The following is a 19,045-nucleotide window of genomic DNA, read 5'->3' as shown; positions in this document are numbered from 1 at the left end:
ATGAAGTTGAATATTGCTGTTTTACCTGGAGATGGTATTGGCCCAGAAGTAACCAATCAATCTATTAAAGTTTTAAATGCTATTGCAGAAAAATTCAATCATCAATTCACTTATAAACATGCCTTAATGGGTGCTATTGCAATTGATGAAACTGGAGAGCCTTTACCTCAAAAAACATTAGATATTTGTTTAGATAGTGATGCTATATTATTTGGAGCTATTGGAGATCCTAAGTACGACAATAACCCTAACGCAAAAGTAAGACCTGAACAGGGTTTATTAGCTCTTAGAAAGGCTTTAAATTTATATACCAATATTAGACCTGTTAAAGCTTATGATGCTTTATTAGATAAATCACCTTTAAAAGAACAAATTATTAAAGGTGCAGATATGGTTATTTATAGAGAATTAACCAGTGGCATTTACTTTGGCAAAAAATACTTATCTGAAGACGGTACAAAAGCTAGTGATGATTGTGCCTATACAGAAGAAGAAATTAGTAGAATTACTCATGAAGCGTTTAAAGCTGCGGAAAAAAGAAATAACAAAGTTACTTTAGTAGATAAAGCCAATGTATTAGAAACATCAAGGCTTTGGAGAAAAGTTGTAAGTAACATAGCCAAAGAATATCCTTCTGTAGAGCTCGATTTTTTATTTGTAGACAATGCTGCAATGCAAATGATTTTAAACCCTAAACAATTTGACGTGATACTTACTGAAAATATGTTTGGAGATATTATTTCTGATGAAGCTAGTGTTATTGGAGGATCTATTGGCTTATTAGCTTCAGCCTCTACTGGTAACGACAAGGCGTTATTTGAACCTATTCACGGGTCTTACCCTCAAGCAAAAGGAAAAGGTATTGCCAACCCTATTGCATCTATTCTTTCTTCTGCTATGTTACTTGATCATTTTGGTTTAACAGAAGAAGCTGATGTTATAAGAGAAGCTTCAGAAAAATCTATTGAATTAGGTATTTGTACTCCAGACTTAATTCCAAATAGTACTTATACAACTACTAATGTCGGAGAGTTTATAGAAGAATACATTACCAATATAAATGAATTAAGTCTAAACTCTGATAATATGGAAGTTGGACAATCTACCATAATATAACCTCAACCCCTTACCTAAATAGTAGACCATAAATAAAAAGCACCTCTTTCGAGGTGCTTTTAACGATTTAATTTCGTTTGCTTAAAAACCCATAATAAGCTAAAAACTACTTTATGGTTCAAATATACAAGAGGTACATTTTATGCCTATTAAGTATTATAGTAACCCCCCATTTTTATATACTTAACGTTATAATCACTTAAGCTTACCCCCTATTACTATCCTCTTTATAATTTGCTTAATTGTAGTTCATATTGTCTATTCAATTCAACTTAATATTATTTGTACTTTAGCTCTAAATATGTATCACTCATGAAACCCTTCAACTACTTATTTATTGCTCTACTTTTTTGTTTACATAGTTATGCTCAGATTTCAGACGATTTTAAAACTGTAGAGAAGAGAATTAGTAACATATTCTTTCAAGCTCCAGAAAAAGCAAAATCCGATGCCTATTTATTAAAAGAAATTGCTAAAACAAATGAGGAAAAACAAATAGCTTATAAATTTCTAAGCTATGTTTATGATTTAACTGGAAAGGAAGATTCTGCTCGTTTTTATCTTAATAAGAGATTAAACTTCGCAAAAAAACACTTTAACAAACAATTACCTTATTATGAATCTGTTATTAGTTACGTAAACTGGGGGCTAGATTACATTGCAAGTGATATACTTATAGAAAAATTAACTAGTGCTTTAAATACAATGGAATATGAAGAGTTTCAACAACAAAAGGGGTTAATGTACATGTTAATGGGAGATATTCTATTAAGAGAAAATGATTTAGACAATGCCAGTGCTTATTTTGATAAATCATTCAAACTTATAAAAAGTAAGTATGCTCCCATAGACTACTATCTACGAAAAGGTAAAATTTCCATACTTAAAAACGATTATATAAATGCTGAAAACTTTTTACACAAAGGTCTAAGTATAGATGAAGCAACTACAACTTATACATATCCTAATTTTCTAAATATGCTTGGATATATTTCTATAATGCAGGGTAAATTAGTTAAAGCTCGAAGTTATTTAAACAAATCATTGCGTTACCAAGAAAAAAATAATTTTAAAACCTTTACTGCCAAAACCTATTTAAACTTAGCTTTATTAGCTAGAGAAGAAAACTCTAACACAGAAAAAGAACTTTTAGACAAAGCATTAGAATATAGTAAAAATGAACCTATAGTTACCAAAGATATTTATTTGGCTTATAAAGGTTTCTATGAAAGAAACAAGCAGCTCAAACAAGAACAGATTTATTTAAAAAAGTTTACCAGTCTAAATAACAGCATTTTTAATTCTGAAAAAGCAAAAATAAAATTAGACCTAGAGTCGCGCTATAAATTAAACGAAAGTGAAAAAGAAATAAAGTATAAGGAACAAATCATTCAAGATGATAAAAAAATAAAAAAGTTATATTCTGTAGCATTAATATTATTGTTATTACTTTTTATAACGTTAATCATAGTATTTAGAACAAAAATTAAAGCACATAATAAAAACCGTAAAATTCAAAAATTGTTACATGATGAACAATTAAAATCAACCTTAGAAAATCAACGAATAGAAATTATAAAAGAAAAAATTAAAGCACAAGCAGAAGAACGTGAACGTTTATCATTAGAACTACACGATGGAATTGCTAGTGAAATTAGTGCTTTAAAATTATCACTATCAAATCCTAAAAATGCCACTAACCCATTAATAAATTCTACTATCAATAAAATAGATCAGCTATACCATGAGGTCCGTAATTTATCTCATAATTTAAATCCTGATAGTGTTACAGAAATAGCATTTACTCAGCTAGTAAACAAAATAACAGATATAGTTAAAAACAATGGAATTCAAGTACATAAAAACATAGTAATAAGTACAAAAATAGATGACCTTAATGAAAACACCTTGCTTAATTTATATCGAATTTTACAAGAACTTATCAATAATTTAGTAAAACACTCCAAAGCTACAAGAGCAACTATAGAAGTTTTAGAAAATAACAAAAGTATATTATTAGAAGTTTCAGACAATGGAATTGGTATAGACAACAAGCATAAATTCGGTATTGGCTTAAAAAATATACAGAAAAGAGTATCTGTCTTAAACGGTACCATTATAATTTCATCTGTTAAAGGCACAAAGGTTTCTATTAGTATTCCTTTATAGTTATTACCTATCAACTATAATCAAACTAGGAGTTTTAATTAGCAAAGCTGCCCATCTATTTCTTAATTAACTCAACCTTCTATATATTACTTTTTGTATATAAATTAAGTCTTAACTTATTCTCACCCCTGAAAACCGTTGTGTTTTAATCTATATTCAAATGCATCTTTGCACCAGTAACCCTTAATATTAAAGCATATGAAATTAATTGTACTTAAAACGGTATTTGTTATTATGTTTAGTATAACAAATACTACATCAATTGCACAAAATAATTTAGATAACTTAATTACCAATGCAGATTGGAATAGTCTGTTTCCTAAAAGAGCTGGAACTTTACCAGGACATCCACAAGGGTATACGTCTGATTTTTTCTCCTACACAAATTTTAAAACTGCTGTAGATGAAATGAGCGATTATTTAGTAGAAATACGTAAAAAGCCCGGAGTTTGGGGAGAGTTAACAACAATAACTAAAAAATCTACAAATATTACTTACGTTTATAGTGATGTAGAAACTTGGTGGCATAATAATCCAACTACAGAAATAGTTATAACAGTAGATTTTCAAGATTTTGCAAACAAATTATCCAACACAAACAATAAACGTGAACTAGCAGCTTTCCTAGCTAATATTTCTAAAGAAACAACGGGTGGTTGGCAACTACCAGTGGGTGGTGGTTCCAACGGAGATTATGCTCAATGGGGACTGTATTTTGTTCATGAAGTTGGGTATACCAGCACCAATGGTGCTGGTACATACTCAGATACTTCAAATGCAGACTACCCTCCTAACCCTACTGTAGGCTATTATGGCCGTGGTCCTATACAATTATCATGGAATTATAATTATGGACAGTTCAGTAAATTTTTATATAACGACCCTAGTATTTTATTAAATAACCCAGATTTAATACAACAAGATGGAGTACTAGCATTTAAATCTGCTATTTGGTTCTGGATGATGCCACAATGTCCAAAACCATCTTGTCATCAAGTAATGCATGAGTTATGGGCTGCAGAATCAGGAGATTATACTCAAAACACAATGTACAAGAAAGGTTTTGCACACACCAATAATATTATTAACGGTGGTTTAGAATGTAGAACTACCTCTACACCAGCTTTTACAGAAAAAGTAGTATTAAGGTCTGAGCTATATAAGTATTATTTAGACATAATGGGGTTTACTTCAACAGAAATTGCTCAAGAGGACAGTGGAGAGTATTCTACTCTTTGTTTCCAAAGCAACAGTATAGCTATGCAAGACTATACCAATTGTAACGTAAATGGCACATTAAATATAAACAGTTTAGAAAAAAACTTATCAATTATAAGCCCAAACCCTGCAATAACTAATATAAATATTAGTTGTAACTATAACATTGAGAGTATCTATATTTATACTATTACAGGACATAAAGTAATAGAAAGACCTGTTAATAACCTTTATACGTCAATAAACTTAAGTTCGCTAAACAAAGGTTTATATATAGTAGTCATTAAATCTCAAAATAAACAAAGTACTCATAAACTAATTAAACAATAAAATTATTATTTTTAGTTAACTAAAATTATATGTCAGTCAAAATACTTCTAGTGGATGATCATCAGGTTTTTTCTACCAGTTTAAAACTTGTTTTAGAAGCCAACAGTTACGAGGTAGATATTGCTACACATGTGAATCTTGCTATAAGTTTTTTAAAAGCAAACTCTTATGATTTGCTAATATCTGATATCGAAATGCCCGAAATCAATGGTGTTGATTTTATAAAAATCATTCATAAAAATAAATCAAACTTTAAAAAAACACCTAAGATAATAGTGTTAACCAGTTATCATAAAATAGCTTTATTTAAAAAATTACACGTTTTGGGCATAGACGGCTTTCTAAGTAAAAACACATCACAATTTGAGCTATTAAAAGCTATTCGTAACGTTTTAGCTAATGAAAAATATTATGAAACAAGTATTTATAACAGTTATTTAAAATCTAATTTAAATAATCAATCCATAGATTTTACAGATCGAGAGTTAGATGTTTTAAAATTAATTCTAGAAGAAAAAACTACATCAGAAATTGCTTTAGAGCTCCAAATATCAAAATATACTGTAGAAGGACACAGAAAGAACTTGTTACAAAAAACCAACTCTAAAAATGTAGTTGGACTTATTAAGTATTCACTTCTTAATAATTTATTTTAAGGTTTACCCCTGAAAACCGTTGGTAGAATGTAATGTAAGATAATGAAATTTGTTTCAAATAAATTATATCATGAAAACATTACATTCTATTTTATTAGTTACACTAATATGCATTAGTACTTATGCACAAGTTGGTATTGGCACAACAACTCCTGATAATAGTTCTATATTACATCTTCAAAGTACTGATTCTGGCTTATTAATACCTCGATTAACCTATGGGCAAAAGTTATTAATCAACTCCCCAGCTACAGGCTTATTAATATATCAAACCAATAACGAAGATGGTTTTTGGTATTACGATGGCACTCAGTGGCTACCATTTAAAACTACTTATACATTTAATAATGGTCTAACAGCCTCAGGTAACAATGCTCAATTAGGCGGAACACTTATTCAAGAAACTACTATAGATTTAGGAAACCATGATTTTATTTTAGAAACCAGTTCTACCAGTAGTTATCCTGGCGATTTTGAAATTAAAGGAAATGATCGAACCATATTAAAAACAGCTCTAAATGAAAATTATATCCATTTTGGTGATAATTTCCCTTATTTAGGGACTTCTGTAGATGGTACTACTCTCACCACAATAGGAGGAGATAATTATACTATTGATGTAGTTGCTGGCTTTCAAAGTAATAGTCAAATTGGTGGATCTTCAATAAAATTAGGGTCTGTTGAATATTTAATGGATGGAATAGACGAAATTTATTTAGATGCAGATGCTGGTTTTCATCCAAGAGAAGATCAAACTAGTAGTTTTGGTGCATCTTTAGGTAGCTCAAGTAAACGTTGGGCAAGGCTTTATGCTAATGACGGAGTCATACAGACCTCAGATATGAGATACAAAAACAATGTAAAACCTTTAAAGTATGGCTTAAAAGAGCTATTACAGCTTAACACCTTTACTTATAACTGGATAGAAAATAAAATACAAAAAAAGCAAAAGCAAGAAACTAAAATTGGGGTGTCAGCTCAAGAATTACTAGAAGTCATCCCAGAGGTGGTAAAAACTCATAGTTGGGTTCCTTTAGATGAAAAAGGAAACTACAAACTTGTAAAAAACAAAAAGCTTGGGGTTAACTACTCGGAATTAATACCCGTACTGATTAACTCTATCAAAGAACTTAATAAGGAAATAGAAATCCTAAAACAAAAATAATTAACCCCTGTTTACATAAAGCACTTCAAATAAATTAACCTCTAACAAATTAATTTAAAATTTGGAGTGTGTCATAAAAGAGCATCAGAAATATAGATGCTCTTTTTATTCTTTATAATTCATATTAGATTGTATTAATCAAACCAAAAACTGAAACAAATCGGGTTTGTTGTTTAAATACTCACCATAAAAACTCTTTTTTTTCATTCGCTCTAATAATAAATTAAAATCTTTAGGTTCTTTTAATTGTATTCCTACTACTGCAGGGCCTTGTTCTCTATGATGTTTTTTAGAATATTCAAAATGAGTAATATCATCATTAGGTCCTAATACTTCTGTAACAAACTCTTTTAAGGCTCCCGCTCTTTGTGGAAAACTCACTAAAAAATAATGCTTCAAATTTTCATATAACAAAGCCCGCTCTTTTATCTCTGCTGTTCTCGAAATATCATTATTACTTCCGCTTACTAGGCAAACTATATTCTTTCCTTTTATTTCTTCCTTATAAAAATCTAATACCGCTAATGTTAAAGCTCCAGCCGGCTCTACAACTATAGCATCTTTAGAATATAATTCTAAAATTGTCTGACAAACTTTTCCTTCAGGTACCGTTATCATATCGTCTAACAATTCTTTACATATAGAATAGGTAAGCTCTCCTACTCTCTTAACAGCTGCTCCGTCTACAAACTTATCTACTGAGCTTAAAGTGGTATTTTTATTGTTCTTGATAGAAGTACTCATAGAAGGAGCTCCTCCTGGTTCTACTCCAATTATTTTAGTTGTTGGAGACAATTGTTTAAATACAGAACAAACCCCAGATGCCAAACCTCCACCTCCTACAGGCACAAAAACATAATCTATCGTTTCATTTGTTTGCTCTAACAATTCTAAACCTATAGTTGCTTGGCCTTCTATAACTTTTTCATCATCAAAAGGGTGTATAAAACTTAACTCATTTTCTTTTTCAAATTCTTTGGCTGCCAAATAAGCATCATCAAAAGTGTCACCTACTAATTTAATATCACAGAATTCACCTCCAAATAATCTTACCTGTTCTACTTTTTGATTGGGTGTGGGAACAGGCATAAATATGGTTCCTTTTATTTGCAATTTCTTACACGAAAAAGCTACTCCCTGAGCATGATTTCCTGCACTAGCACAGACTACACCATTAGCTCTTTCGTTGTTAGTTAAAGAACTAATTTTATTATATGCTCCTCTTATTTTATAAGAACGTACTAATTGTAAATCTTCTCTTTTTAAATAGACTTGTGCTCCTACTTTATTCGATGCAGTTATATTTAACTGTAACGGAGTAGGTGTAACCACTTCCTTTATAACTGCTACTGCTTTTTCAACATCTGAAAGTGTTGGACGATAAACTGTTTTTAGCTTCATTATAAACTGATTATTTTTTTAATCTCTATCATTACTTTCTTTTTTCCATTGATAAAAAAAGAAACAAAAAAATCTAGTCTACATAAACCTACACTCATAAAATATCATCCTCAAAGCTAAATTAAAAGAACTCATTCCTGTTTATAATCGGAATTCAAACTGCTTTTAATTTTCAACGCTACTTTCGGTGTTTTTTATGATTAGTTTTATAGATGACAATTCTCTTCGATAAAAAACAAAGCCTTCTAAAACTAGTAGAAGGCTTTGCTTAAAAGTACTTTAAGTAAGTCCCACTAGTGGGCTAGTTTAAGTTAATTTGTTTCATAGCTGTCATAAAACCTCTTAATCTAGCTCCTACTTTTTCAATTGGGTGATTTCTAATACTAGCGTTAATTTTAATAAGCTCTTGATTATCTACCTCATTAGATTTGCTATAGTTAGCTCCTATTAAATCCGTCTTTACTTTACTCATAAAATCTTCTAGTAATGGTTTACAAGCATGATCAAATAAATAACACCCATATTCAGCAGTATCAGAAATAACACTATTCATTTCGTATAACTTCTTTCTTGCTATTAAATTAGCAATTAATGGTGCCTCATGTAATGATTCATAATAAGCCGATTCATGACCAATACCAGCTTCAGTCATCGTTTCAAAAGCTAATTCTACTCCAGATTTAACAAAGGCGACTAACAATGTGCCGTGATCGAAATATTCTTGCTCAGAAATTTCCATAGATCCAGCTGTAGTTTTTTCAAAATTAGTTTCTCCAGTTTCAGCTCTCCACGATAATAAATCATTATCATCTTGCGCCCAATCTTTCATCATCCCTTCAGAAAAACGCCCTTGCATAATATCGTCCATATGCTTTTGAAACAACGGCCTCATAATTTGTTTTAACTCTTCAGATAGTTCATAAGCTTTCAGTTTAGCTGGATTAGAAAGTCGATCCATCATATTAGTAATACCTCCATGTTTTAATGCCTCCGTAATTGTTTCCCAACCATATTGAATTAATTTGGCTGCGTAAGATGGTTCAATTCCTTGTTCCACCATTTTATCAAATGATAAAATAGAACCTGTTTGTAATAAACCACATAATATAGTTTGTTCTCCCATTAAATCAGACTTTACTTCTGCAACAAAAGAAGAACGTAACACACCCGCTCTATGTCCTCCAGTACCTGCAGCATATGCTTTAGCTATAGCCAAACCATCTCCTTTAGGATCATTTTCTGGATGAACGGCTATTAATGTAGGTACACCAAATCCTCTTTTATATTCTTCTCTCACCTCTGTACCTGGGCATTTAGGAGCAACCATTACTACGGTTAAATCTTCTCTTACCTGCATACCTTCTTCTACAATATTAAAACCATGTGAATAGGATAAAGTAGCCCCTTGTTTCATTAATGGCATTACCGTTTTTACAACTGATGTATGTTGCTTATCTGGTGTAAGATTTGCTACTAAATCTGCATTTGGTATTAACTCTTCATAAGTACCAACATTAAAACCATTTTCGGTTGCATTCTTATATGACTGACGTTGTTCTTTAATAGCTCCTTCTCTCAGAGCATAAGAAACATCTAAGCCAGAATCTCTTAAGTTTAATCCTTGGTTTAATCCTTGGGCTCCACAACCCACAATTACTATTTTTTGGCCTTTTAATTTATTTACTCCTTCTTCAAATTCAGACGGATTCATAAACTCACACGTTCCTAATTGCTCTAATTGTAAACGTAACGGTAATGTGTTAAAATAATTAGTCATCTTTTTAATAATTAAATTCTTTTACTATTCTTGATATATTCATGGCTTCTTTTGTAACCGATATTCTTCCTGTTCTTACAAATTGTAAAATCCCAAATGGAAGTAATTGCTTGTATAGTTCTTCTGTTTCATGACGTCTTCCTGTTTTTTCAATTACAAAATAATCGTGAGCAACTGTTACTATATTGGCATTGCTGTTCTTTATAATATTTTGTATTTGTCTATCATCAAACAATAAATTAGTAGCTATCTTAAACAAAGCAGATTCTTGAAAAATAGTCTCCTCATCTGTATGATAATATGCTTTTAACACCTCAACTTGTTTCTCTATCTGCCCTACTAACTTCCTAACTCGTTCTTCGCTGATTGTAATTACAAATACAAAACGAAAAACATCTTTTATCTCAGACTGAGATGCTGTTATACTTTCTAAGTTTATATGTCTTTTTAAGAATATGCCCGATATTCTATTCATTACACCTAAATTATTTTCGGTGTAAACTGATATGGTATATGTTTTATTTTCTCCCATAACTATTTAACTTAATCTACATTCTGAAACGGCTGCTCCTGTTGGCACCATTGGAAAAACATTATCTTCTTTTTCTATAACTACCTCTAAAAAATATGATTCTTTATTCGCAATCATTTCGTTAATAGCATTTTGCAATTCATCTCTTTTCACTACTCTTCTAGCCTTAATATCATAACCTTCAGCTATTTTAACGAAATCTGGATTTTCCATTTCTGTTGAGGCATATCGTTTATCAAAAAACAGTTCTTGCCATTGGCGAACCATACCTAGATAACTATTATTAAGTACTATAATTTTAACTGGTGTTTTAGTCTGAAAAAGTGTACCCAATTCTTGGATATTCATTTGGTATCCACCATCCCCTATAATAGCTACTACCTCTCTGTTTGGCACCCCCATCTTAGCTCCTATGGCAGCCGGTAAAGCAAAGCCCATAGTGCCCAAACCTCCAGAAGTTACTTGACTCCTTGTTTGTGTAAATCGAGCATATCTGCAAGCAAACATTTGATGCTGACCTACGTCTGAAACAATTAAAGCATTGTCATTTGTAGCTTTATTAATTCCTTCTAAAACCTCCCCCATTGTTAAACCCTCTTTAGTTGGTTTTAACTGATCTTTAATAACTTTTTTATACTCTAATTCATGTAAATCCTTAAACTCTTGATGCCAATTAGAGTGTTCATTTTTATTAATAAAAGGTAATAACGCAGCTAATGTTTCTTTTACATTACCTAAAACAGCCACATCTGTTTTAACATTTTTATCTACTTCAGCTGGATCAATTTCAAAATGAACAACTTTAGCTTGCTTTGCGTATCGATTTAAGTCCCCAGTTACCCGATCGTCAAATCGCATACCAATGGCTATTAATAAATCACACTCATTAGTTTTTAAATTAGGTGCATAATGCCCATGCATACCTACCATACCTACATGTAGTGGATGATTGGAAGCTAAACCTGACAACCCTAAAACGGTAGAAGCTGTTGGTATTCCTGTTTTTTCTACAAATGCTTTTAGCTCTTCTTCTGCTCTTCCTAGTATTACACCTTGACCCATTACTATAAATGGTTTCTTGGCTTTGTTAATTAACTTAGCTGCTTCTTTTACTTGCTCAATATCCATTTCTGGTTTTGGGTGGTAACTTCTAACTCCTTTACATTTTTCATAAGAAAAATCTAGACTATTCATTTGAGCATCTTTAGTTATATCTATTAATACCGGACCTGGTCTACCAGACTTAGCTATATAAAATGCTTTAGCAATTACTGAAGGAATTTCTTCTGCCTTAGTTATTTGATAATTCCATTTAGTAACTGGAGTAGATATCCCTACAATATCTGTTTCTTGAAAAGCATCTGTACCTAATAAATGAGATGCCACCTGACCTGTTATACAAACCAGTGGAGTTGAATCTATTTGGGCATCTGCAATACCTGTTACCAAATTTGTAGCACCTGGGCCAGATGTTGCAAAAACAACTCCAACTTCTCCAGTTACTCTTGCATATCCTTGAGCCGCATGTATAGCACCTTGTTCATGTCTGGTTAAAATATGTTTAAATTGGTCTTGGCACTTAAACATTTCGTCATAAACTGGCATAATTGCTCCTCCAGGATAACCATAAGCTAGTGTAGCATTTTCTTCTAGTAGTGATTTTATTACCGCTTCTGCTCCCGTCATTTTAACGGTATTTTCTTTACGGATTTCTTTCTTTTCTAATTCTAATGTTTTCATAATACTAATTAGATTAAAATTCGTCTGTTACACAGCCTTTAGAGGCCGACGAAACTGTTTTAGCATATTTATATAAAGTTCCTCTTGTAGCCTTTAACTCAGGTGGTTTCCACAATGATTTTCGCAAGGCTAATTCTTCTGTTGTTATTTCTAACTCAATGCTATTTTTTTCAGCATCTATGGTAATGATATCTCCATTTTTAACCAAAGCTATTGCTCCTCCCTCTTGTGCTTCAGGAGCTATGTGACCTACAACAAAACCATGAGTTCCTCCAGAGAACCTTCCATCTGTAATAAGCGCTACATCTTTACCCAAACCAGCTCCCATTATAGCTGCTGTAGGTTTTAACATTTCTGGCATTCCTGGGCCTCCTTTCGGGCCTTCGTATCGTATTACTACAACATCTCCTTTTTGTACTTCGCCTCTTTTAATTCCATCATTTGCAGCGAATTCACCGTCATACACTTTTGCTTTTCCAGTAAATTTCAAGCCTTCTTTTCCTGTAATCTTTGCTACAGATCCTTCTAAAGCTAAATTCCCATATAACATTCTTAAATGGCCTGTGGGTTTTATTGGATTAGCAACAGTTCTTATTACATCTTGACCTTGTGGTAAATCTGGAGCATTTTCTAAGTTTTCTGCTAATGTTTTCCCTGTTACCGTAAGACAATCACCATATAACAAACCTTCCTTTAATAAGTATTTTAAAACAGCTGGTATTCCTCCTATTTCATGAACATCTTCCATTAAATACTTTCCACTGGGTTTTAAATCTGCTAAAAAAGGTGTCGTATCACTTATTTGTTGAAAATCTTCTAATGTAAATTCTATATTAGCGGCTCTAGCAATAGCTAAAAAGTGCAATACTGCATTGGTTGAACCTCCTAAAACAGTTACTAATCTTATAGCATTTTCTATAGCTTTTCTTGTAACTATGTCTGATGGTTTGATATCTTTTTTTAATAAATTTTCTAACATTCTTCCTGCCTCAACTGCTTCAAGTTTCTTTTCACTACTTAAAGCAGGGTTAGATGCATTATAAGGTAATGACATACCCAAAGCTTCTATTGCTGAAGCCATAGTGTTAGCAGTATACATACCTCCACATGCTCCTGCACCTGGACAAGCCTTTTGAATGATACTTTTATATTCATGATTATCTATAGATCCTGCCATTTTATTTCCCCAAGCTTCAAAAGCAGAGACAACATCTAGCTTCTTTCCTTCATGACAACCAGAGTCTATAGTTCCTCCATAAATTAATATGGAAGGTCTATTAAGCCTGAGCATAGCCATTAAAGCCCCTGGCATATTTTTATCGCACCCAACAACTGTTATTAACCCATCATAACTCATAGCTTCAACTACGGTTTCCATAGAATCTGCTATTAAATCTCTGGAAGGAAGAGAAAAACGCATTCCGGGTGTTCCCATAGAAATACCATCACTAACTCCAATGGTATTAAATATTAAACCAACCACATTGGTTTGTAAAACCCCTTCTTTTGCTAAAGAAGCTAATCCATTTAAATGCATATTACAAGGGTTTCCTTCATAACCTGTGCTAGCAATACCTACCAGAGGTTTATTCAAATCTTCCTCTGTTAACCCTATGGCATGTAACATTGCTTGTGCCGCAGGTTGTGTATCGTCTTGTGTTATTCTTTTACTGTATTTATTTAGTTCCATTTCTAAACCAATTCAAAGTTTTTGTATTCTCTTTTTGTAACTCTATTCTTGTAAGCTTTAGATAAATCATATCCCATAGAGTCTTCCCATTTTAACTTGAACTTTCTTCCATCTAAAGAGTTTATTCCAGCTATTTCTACTGCGGTTCCTGTAAAAAATGCAGCGTCTGCTTTATACACTTCCTCGGGGGTAAAAAACTTCTCAATTACTTCAAAGCCTAATTCTTCGGCTAATTCAAAAACTGTTTGTCTTGTTATTCCTGAAAGGATATTTCCTAATGGACAGGTATATAAAACCTCATCTTTTTCATAAAAGAAATTTGCCCCAGGTCCTTCAGCTACATTTCCATTCATATCTAACAATAAGGCTTCATCAAAACCTTTTTGTTTAGCCTCTGTAGTAGCTAATATGGAGTTTGTGTAATGCCCAACAACTTTTGCCTGAATATGACTTGATTTTGGATTTGGTCTTTGATAGCTTGAGGTAATTAAGTCTAATTGCTTATCGCCTAAATACCTTCCCCATTCCCATGCTGCTAAAAGAACATGAACCTCTTTGGTTGGCTGTAACGCCATATTTTCTCCTAAATAAACCAAAGGCCTTATATATGCATTTTCAAGATTGTTCCTTTCTAACAATTCATAAGTAAGTTTTGTTAACTCATCTACTGAATAATTTAAATCAATATGCATGACCTCTGCAGAATACTTTAAACGCTCATAGTGCTCTTTGGCTTTAAAAACCTGGACCCCATCTTCTGTTTTGTATGAACGAATTCCTTCAAAGACTCCATTTCCGTAATGAAGTGTTTGAGCATATAAATTGGTAGTGGCTTCTGATGCTAATAGCCAATTACCGTCTAAAAAAACCTGAGTATTCTCTTTGTAATACATGATAATTGAATTTTGGTTGTAAAATTATTCGACCTTGTTTTTAATTAATTTGTTATTTATTCTTTATTTACACTGTTCAGCTACCGACATTTTTCTTGTTTTTGTAATAATTTCAATAGCTAACAACTTTTTTTATTTACATTTTCTAAAGCATAAAAAAAGCCTGAATCTAGAATTGATTCAGGCTTATATTTATACAATAGCAGTCTGGAATCAACTTGGTGGTGAGTTAATAATGACAATAATTACGACTGCTACTATGTTTGTTATTCTATTCATTTGTTTTTTTTAAAGAGATTAATACACTCTTGTTTTCAATAAAAAAAGCCTTCCGTTTCGGGAAGGCTTTTCATAAAAATATTTTAAAATTTATAATACCATTCCCTTATTGTAGTGAAATAATCACGACAATAATTACAGATACGATATTTAAAACTTGTGTATTCATTTTGCTGATGCAAAGATATGAGATAATTTTTCTAATAAACAAATGTTATTTTTCTTTTTACACAAAAAAACATTCTTTCCCTGATAGAAAACAACTGTTCACTCCCATTATTAGTAGGTTAACAGAAAAAAATGTATTTTTAATATTTGAGCAACTATTTTAGTTGAATGCTTCATATTTTAAAGAAACATATCTTATTTCACTTCTTATTTTGGAGTTTTATTCTATGCTTTGTTCTAGATTATTTTTACGATGGAAGTAATTTAATTCAGGCCTTAAAACATGCCGGAATAGAATGTACTTTTTATGCCCTAATTGCATATATTAACTTATTGATTATACTCCCTTTTTTTAAAGAAAAACCTAAAATTATATATATTATTTCTCTAATTGCTTTCTTAAGTATTTTACTCAGCATATATTTAGGCTTAAAGTTAGATAAAGTTTTAATGAATTATGATACTACACGCAATAGCATCTCATTCAGTTTAAATTTTACTTTATTTACCATTATCTCTTACCTATATTGGTTTCTAATTCTATTTTTTATTGAAAAACACCGGCACATTCAATTAAAAACAGAAAAATTACAAGCCGAATTAGAGTTATTAAAATCTCAAGTTAGTCCTCACTTTTTATTCAACTCATTAAACAATATTTATGCTTTAGCTGTTACCAAAAGTGAGCATACACCTGAAATGATTGAAAAGTTATCTGATATTTTGAGATATTTATTAGAAGATGCCACTCAGCATAAAGTTCCCATTACTAAAGAAGCCGATTTAATACAGAAATATATTGATTTACAACATTTAAAAAAAGTAAAAGCTAATAACCATATTAGTTATCTTTCTAACGGCCTTACTCCTCAAATAAGTATTCCTCCTTTATTATTAATTAATTTTGTAGAGAATGCTTTTAAACACAGTGATATACAATATAACAAAGAAGGTTTCTTGCATATTAACTTATCTATAGATGAAAATGATAACGTTGAATTTGAAATTGAAAACTCTAAAGATAAAAAAATGAATACTCTAGGTATTGGTTTAAGTAATACCAGGAAACAATTAGATTTATATTACCAAGGCAATTATAGTCTTGATATTAATAATACTATTTCGTCTTTTAAAGTAACTCTAATACTCCCTGGAAATGTTGAATAAATACAATTGTTTAGTAGTAGATGATGAAACCTTAGCTCAGGAATTGTTAAAAAGTCATATTGCTCAAATTCCTGAATTTAACTTAATTGCTACTTGCCATACTGCTGTAGAAGCAATGAGTGTATTAAAGAGTAACCCAATAGATATTTTATTCTTAGATATACAAATGCCTAATTTAACTGGCTTGGATTTTTTACGTTCTCTAGAAAATCCTCCATTAACCATTTTTACTACAGCTTATTCTGAGTATGCAGTTGAAGGATTTGAATTAAATGCCACCGATTATTTATTAAAACCCATTAGCTTTAATCGTTTCTTTAAAACTGCTAATAAAGTTTTAAACATACTAAATAAACAGTCTTCCTTAACTCAGAACAACGCAGTGCATAATTATTTATTTGTAAAATCTGATGGAAAAGCCATAAAACTAAAATTTGCTGATATTCTATTTATTGAAAGCTTAGAAAAATACGTTCGTTTTTATACTTCTACACAAAAAGTTATTACTTTAATGAGCTTGACAAAGCTAGAGAGCTTATTACCAACTAACTTTATGCGTATTCATAAATCTTACATTGTTAACTTAGAAAAAATAGTAAGTGTAGAAGGTAATAGAGTTCATATAGAAAATAACTATACAGCTAACATTAGTAAAACTATAAAACCCGAATTAATGAAACGTTTAGATGGATTTGGGTTATTGTAATAAAAAAATGAGAGTAACATTACTCTCATTTTTTTATTACAATTTTATTTACTTACTATAAACTTCTTTGTTCTCTTCCTGCCTTTTCCTGTTTGCATTTGTAACAAGTAAATACCTTCTGAAAAACTAGAGACATCTAACTCCAACTCATTATTCACAAACATATTAGATTGAATCTTTACTTCTTTTATCTTTTTTCCTTTAGTGTCATAAAACTGTACTATACTATCTTGTTTTTCATTACCTGCATAATATATTTGTAAATCTTTAGGTGTTACAGTTGGATACACATCAAAATCTAAAGGCAATTGTATATGACTATTAGAACTTAATAAATTGTCTCTATACACTTCTTGGCCTGCTAACCAAGTATAGATAACTTTTGTAGCTCCTATTTGTGTGTTGGGAATGGTAAATATATCCCTATCTATCATTATTAAATCTGCATATTTACCCAATTCTACACTACCTGTTACAGTCTCTTGTCTCATAGTATACGCACCATTTATAGTATAAGCTTTAACTGCGGCAAATACATCTGGTAAGTTTTGAGGAGATCTTGTTAATGAATTCTGAATCCCTACAAACGGACTAATAGCAGATACATTCCAGTCACTACTTAATGTTACTCTTGTTCCGGCATCGTAAAACGACTTTACTGGCACTAAATTATTTGACCTTTCTGCTCCTAACAAGTAATCATTTTCATGCCAATGATTAGGTTGTGTAAAATCTCCCGCTACTTGCATATCTGCAGTTATATTTAACGCCGTAAAGCGAGGAAAATCTGTTGGCTTAACAATTTCTAAATGAGTTAATCTGTGTCTTGCTCCTAAATCTCCGTTTACATTTCTAGCTGCTTCAATTGCGTTTAAACTTTCTGTTATCCCTCTATCTCCAATGGCATGAATAAAGAAATCATAACCTGTTTGTTCAAGAGTAGTTATCAAATTGGTCATTCTTGTTTGATCTATATAATTTACTCCTTTATTGTCTGTAAAACCAAAGCCTAAGTCTACATTATAAGGTTCATGTAAAGCTGCAGTTGAGTTATGAGTAATACCATCGCTGTATAGTTTAATTTGTCTTACTTTAAGCATATCATCTCCTTCATCGTACATAGATTGTAGTATTGGTATTTGAGTAGCATCATCATTATTAGGATATACCCAAGGACATAAACCTACTCTTACTGTTAACAATCCTTCATTTTTTATTTGTCGCCATACTTGCTCAAAGTTTTGTTTCCAATAGGTTCTACCATCTACAAGAGATGTTATTCCGTTTTTAGCTAATAACTGTAAACCATAATATCTTAGGCCTTCATAGTCTATATTTTGTAATGTAGCATTTTGTGCCAATGCAACTTCTCTAGCAGCGTCTCCTGCATTATCTATTAAAATACCATCTGGAGATCCATCTCCCCAACGTCCTTTTACAATATGACCTCCTACTGGATCTGGAGTAGACGCATTGATACCTAGTAAATTTAAACCTGCAGTATTTATCCAAAACGAGTGACTCGTCTCTTCCATTATGAGTATTGGTTGTGTAGGAAATACTTCATCTAATATTAAGCGAGGTTTTCTTGTAGCGTTAAGTAATGTATTAAGTGAGTGTCCCCATCCCATAATCCAGCCATTAGAATTTACTACTGGTGCTGCATTTTGCAACTCTGGTATATGCTGTTCAGCATCTGTTATAGAACTCGTTAATATTACACTTGCTCCATTTTCTGAGCTAGATTCTAGAGCATGAATATGTACATCGTGCATACCGGGTAAAATAACTTTACCATTAGCATTTAAAACCTCTGTCGAATTATTGATATAAATATTTGCTCCAGAGTCAGTTCCTATATATATAAATTTTCCATCTTTAATTGCTACCGCCTCAGCAAATGTATTTGAGGCATCTGCTGTATAAATTTTAGCGTTTTTAATAACCTTATCAGCTATTTGAGCTGAGCTCATTAAACTAACTAACATAATGAATAAACAAATTGGGATCTTACGTATCATAAGCTTGATTTTTAATG

14 protein-coding genes are annotated in these 19,045 nt (G+C 31.5%); 7 read left to right on the top strand and 7 right to left on the bottom strand.

Annotation, left to right across the window (positions count from 1 at the left end; all coding sequences use genetic code 11):
- From leuB to ACFQ1O_RS12740, 5 genes are all read left to right on the top strand, one after another.
- Window positions 1-1,116, top strand: a complete 1,116-nt coding sequence (gene leuB, locus ACFQ1O_RS12760) for a 3-isopropylmalate dehydrogenase (protein WP_377716456.1) — start codon at window positions 1-3, stop codon at window positions 1,114-1,116.
- Window positions 1,117-1,428: 312 nt separating this feature from the next.
- The gene (locus tag ACFQ1O_RS12755) at window positions 1,429-3,285 is read left to right on the top strand and encodes an ATP-binding protein (RefSeq protein WP_377716454.1); all 1,857 of its coding nucleotides are present in this window, start codon (window positions 1,429-1,431) and stop codon (window positions 3,283-3,285) included.
- Between the two features lie 198 nt (window positions 3,286-3,483).
- Window positions 3,484-4,833 carry a glycoside hydrolase family 19 protein gene (locus tag ACFQ1O_RS12750; RefSeq protein WP_377716451.1) on the top strand — a complete coding sequence of 450 codons (1,350 nt, stop codon included), beginning with the start codon at window positions 3,484-3,486 and terminating at the stop codon, window positions 4,831-4,833.
- 29 nt (window positions 4,834-4,862) lie between these two features.
- Entirely contained in the window at window positions 4,863-5,489 is a 627-nt protein-coding gene (locus tag ACFQ1O_RS12745; protein ID WP_377716448.1) for a response regulator, read from the top strand.
- Between the two features lie 70 nt (window positions 5,490-5,559).
- Window positions 5,560-6,654 (top strand): tail fiber domain-containing protein, encoded by a 1,095-nt coding sequence (locus ACFQ1O_RS12740; RefSeq protein ID WP_377716445.1) that lies wholly within the window; start codon window positions 5,560-5,562, stop codon window positions 6,652-6,654.
- Window positions 6,655-6,792: 138 nt separating this feature from the next.
- Here ACFQ1O_RS12740 and ilvA read toward each other — a convergent pair whose 3' ends face one another.
- The 6 genes from ilvA to ACFQ1O_RS12710 form a co-directional block, all read right to left on the bottom strand.
- Window positions 6,793-8,055 carry a threonine ammonia-lyase IlvA gene (ilvA, locus tag ACFQ1O_RS12735; RefSeq protein ID WP_377716442.1) on the bottom strand — a complete coding sequence of 421 codons (1,263 nt, stop codon included), beginning with the start codon at window positions 8,053-8,055 and terminating at the stop codon, window positions 6,793-6,795.
- A 301-nt stretch (window positions 8,056-8,356) separates the two neighbouring features.
- Window positions 8,357-9,832, bottom strand: a complete 1,476-nt coding sequence (gene ilvC, locus ACFQ1O_RS12730; RefSeq protein ID WP_377716440.1) for a ketol-acid reductoisomerase — start codon at window positions 9,830-9,832, stop codon at window positions 8,357-8,359.
- Window positions 9,833-9,836: 4 nt separating this feature from the next.
- Window positions 9,837-10,364, bottom strand: coding sequence for an acetolactate synthase small subunit (gene ilvN, locus ACFQ1O_RS12725; protein ID WP_377716437.1), 528 nt, complete (start codon window positions 10,362-10,364; stop codon window positions 9,837-9,839).
- A 6-nt stretch (window positions 10,365-10,370) separates the two neighbouring features.
- On the bottom strand, window positions 10,371-12,104 hold the full coding sequence (ilvB, locus tag ACFQ1O_RS12720) for a biosynthetic-type acetolactate synthase large subunit (RefSeq protein ID WP_377716435.1): 1,734 nt from the start codon (window positions 12,102-12,104) through the stop codon (window positions 10,371-10,373).
- Between the two features lie 13 nt (window positions 12,105-12,117).
- Window positions 12,118-13,794 carry a dihydroxy-acid dehydratase gene (gene ilvD, locus ACFQ1O_RS12715; protein ID WP_377716432.1) on the bottom strand — a complete coding sequence of 559 codons (1,677 nt, stop codon included), beginning with the start codon at window positions 13,792-13,794 and terminating at the stop codon, window positions 12,118-12,120.
- 2 nt (window positions 13,795-13,796) lie between these two features.
- Window positions 13,797-14,687, bottom strand: a complete 891-nt coding sequence (locus tag ACFQ1O_RS12710; protein WP_377716430.1) for a branched-chain amino acid transaminase — start codon at window positions 14,685-14,687, stop codon at window positions 13,797-13,799.
- Between the two features lie 615 nt (window positions 14,688-15,302).
- Between ACFQ1O_RS12710 and ACFQ1O_RS12705 the strand changes: the two genes are divergently transcribed.
- Window positions 15,303-16,301, top strand: coding sequence for a sensor histidine kinase (locus tag ACFQ1O_RS12705; protein WP_377716427.1), 999 nt, complete (start codon window positions 15,303-15,305; stop codon window positions 16,299-16,301).
- Window positions 16,291-17,007 (top strand): LytR/AlgR family response regulator transcription factor, encoded by a 717-nt coding sequence (locus ACFQ1O_RS12700; RefSeq protein ID WP_377716425.1) that lies wholly within the window; start codon window positions 16,291-16,293, stop codon window positions 17,005-17,007. Before ACFQ1O_RS12705 ends, ACFQ1O_RS12700 begins: the two co-directional genes overlap by 11 nt.
- A 44-nt stretch (window positions 17,008-17,051) precedes the next feature.
- Here ACFQ1O_RS12700 and ACFQ1O_RS12695 read toward each other — a convergent pair whose 3' ends face one another.
- Complete coding sequence (locus ACFQ1O_RS12695; RefSeq protein WP_377716422.1) at window positions 17,052-19,028, bottom strand: amidohydrolase family protein; 1,977 nt, start codon at window positions 19,026-19,028, stop codon at window positions 17,052-17,054.
- Between the last annotated feature and the right edge of the window lie 17 nt (window positions 19,029-19,045).

The sequence above is a fragment of the Pseudofulvibacter geojedonensis genome (assembly GCF_042675745.1).
Lineage (GTDB): Bacteria > Bacteroidota > Bacteroidia > Flavobacteriales > Flavobacteriaceae > Pseudofulvibacter > Pseudofulvibacter geojedonensis.
Note: the sequence above shows the minus strand (reverse complement) of the source record. Positions and strands in the feature narration are given on the sequence as shown.

What these genes read in the sequence shown, in the direction of transcription:
- leuB (WP_377716456.1), top strand. Translation starts at nt 1, where the DNA reads ATGAAGTTGAATATTGCTGTTTTACCTGGAGATGGTATTGGCCCAGAA.
- ACFQ1O_RS12755 (WP_377716454.1), top strand. Translation starts at nt 1,429, where the DNA reads ATGAAACCCTTCAACTACTTATTTATTGCTCTACTTTTTTGTTTACAT.
- ACFQ1O_RS12750 (WP_377716451.1), top strand. Translation starts at nt 3,484, where the DNA reads ATGAAATTAATTGTACTTAAAACGGTATTTGTTATTATGTTTAGTATA.
- ACFQ1O_RS12745 (WP_377716448.1), top strand. Translation starts at nt 4,863, where the DNA reads ATGTCAGTCAAAATACTTCTAGTGGATGATCATCAGGTTTTTTCTACC.
- ACFQ1O_RS12740 (WP_377716445.1), top strand. Translation starts at nt 5,560, where the DNA reads ATGAAAACATTACATTCTATTTTATTAGTTACACTAATATGCATTAGT.
- ilvA (WP_377716442.1), bottom strand. Translation starts at nt 8,055, where the DNA reads ATGAAGCTAAAAACAGTTTATCGTCCAACACTTTCAGATGTTGAAAAA.
- ilvC (WP_377716440.1), bottom strand. Translation starts at nt 9,832, where the DNA reads ATGACTAATTATTTTAACACATTACCGTTACGTTTACAATTAGAGCAA.
- ilvN (WP_377716437.1), bottom strand. Translation starts at nt 10,364, where the DNA reads ATGGGAGAAAATAAAACATATACCATATCAGTTTACACCGAAAATAAT.
- ilvB (WP_377716435.1), bottom strand. Translation starts at nt 12,104, where the DNA reads ATGAAAACATTAGAATTAGAAAAGAAAGAAATCCGTAAAGAAAATACC.
- ilvD (WP_377716432.1), bottom strand. Translation starts at nt 13,794, where the DNA reads ATGGAACTAAATAAATACAGTAAAAGAATAACACAAGACGATACACAA.
- ACFQ1O_RS12710 (WP_377716430.1), bottom strand. Translation starts at nt 14,687, where the DNA reads ATGTATTACAAAGAGAATACTCAGGTTTTTTTAGACGGTAATTGGCTA.
- ACFQ1O_RS12705 (WP_377716427.1), top strand. Translation starts at nt 15,303, where the DNA reads ATGCTTCATATTTTAAAGAAACATATCTTATTTCACTTCTTATTTTGG.
- ACFQ1O_RS12700 (WP_377716425.1), top strand. Translation starts at nt 16,291, where the DNA reads ATGTTGAATAAATACAATTGTTTAGTAGTAGATGATGAAACCTTAGCT.
- ACFQ1O_RS12695 (WP_377716422.1), bottom strand. Translation starts at nt 19,028, where the DNA reads ATGATACGTAAGATCCCAATTTGTTTATTCATTATGTTAGTTAGTTTA.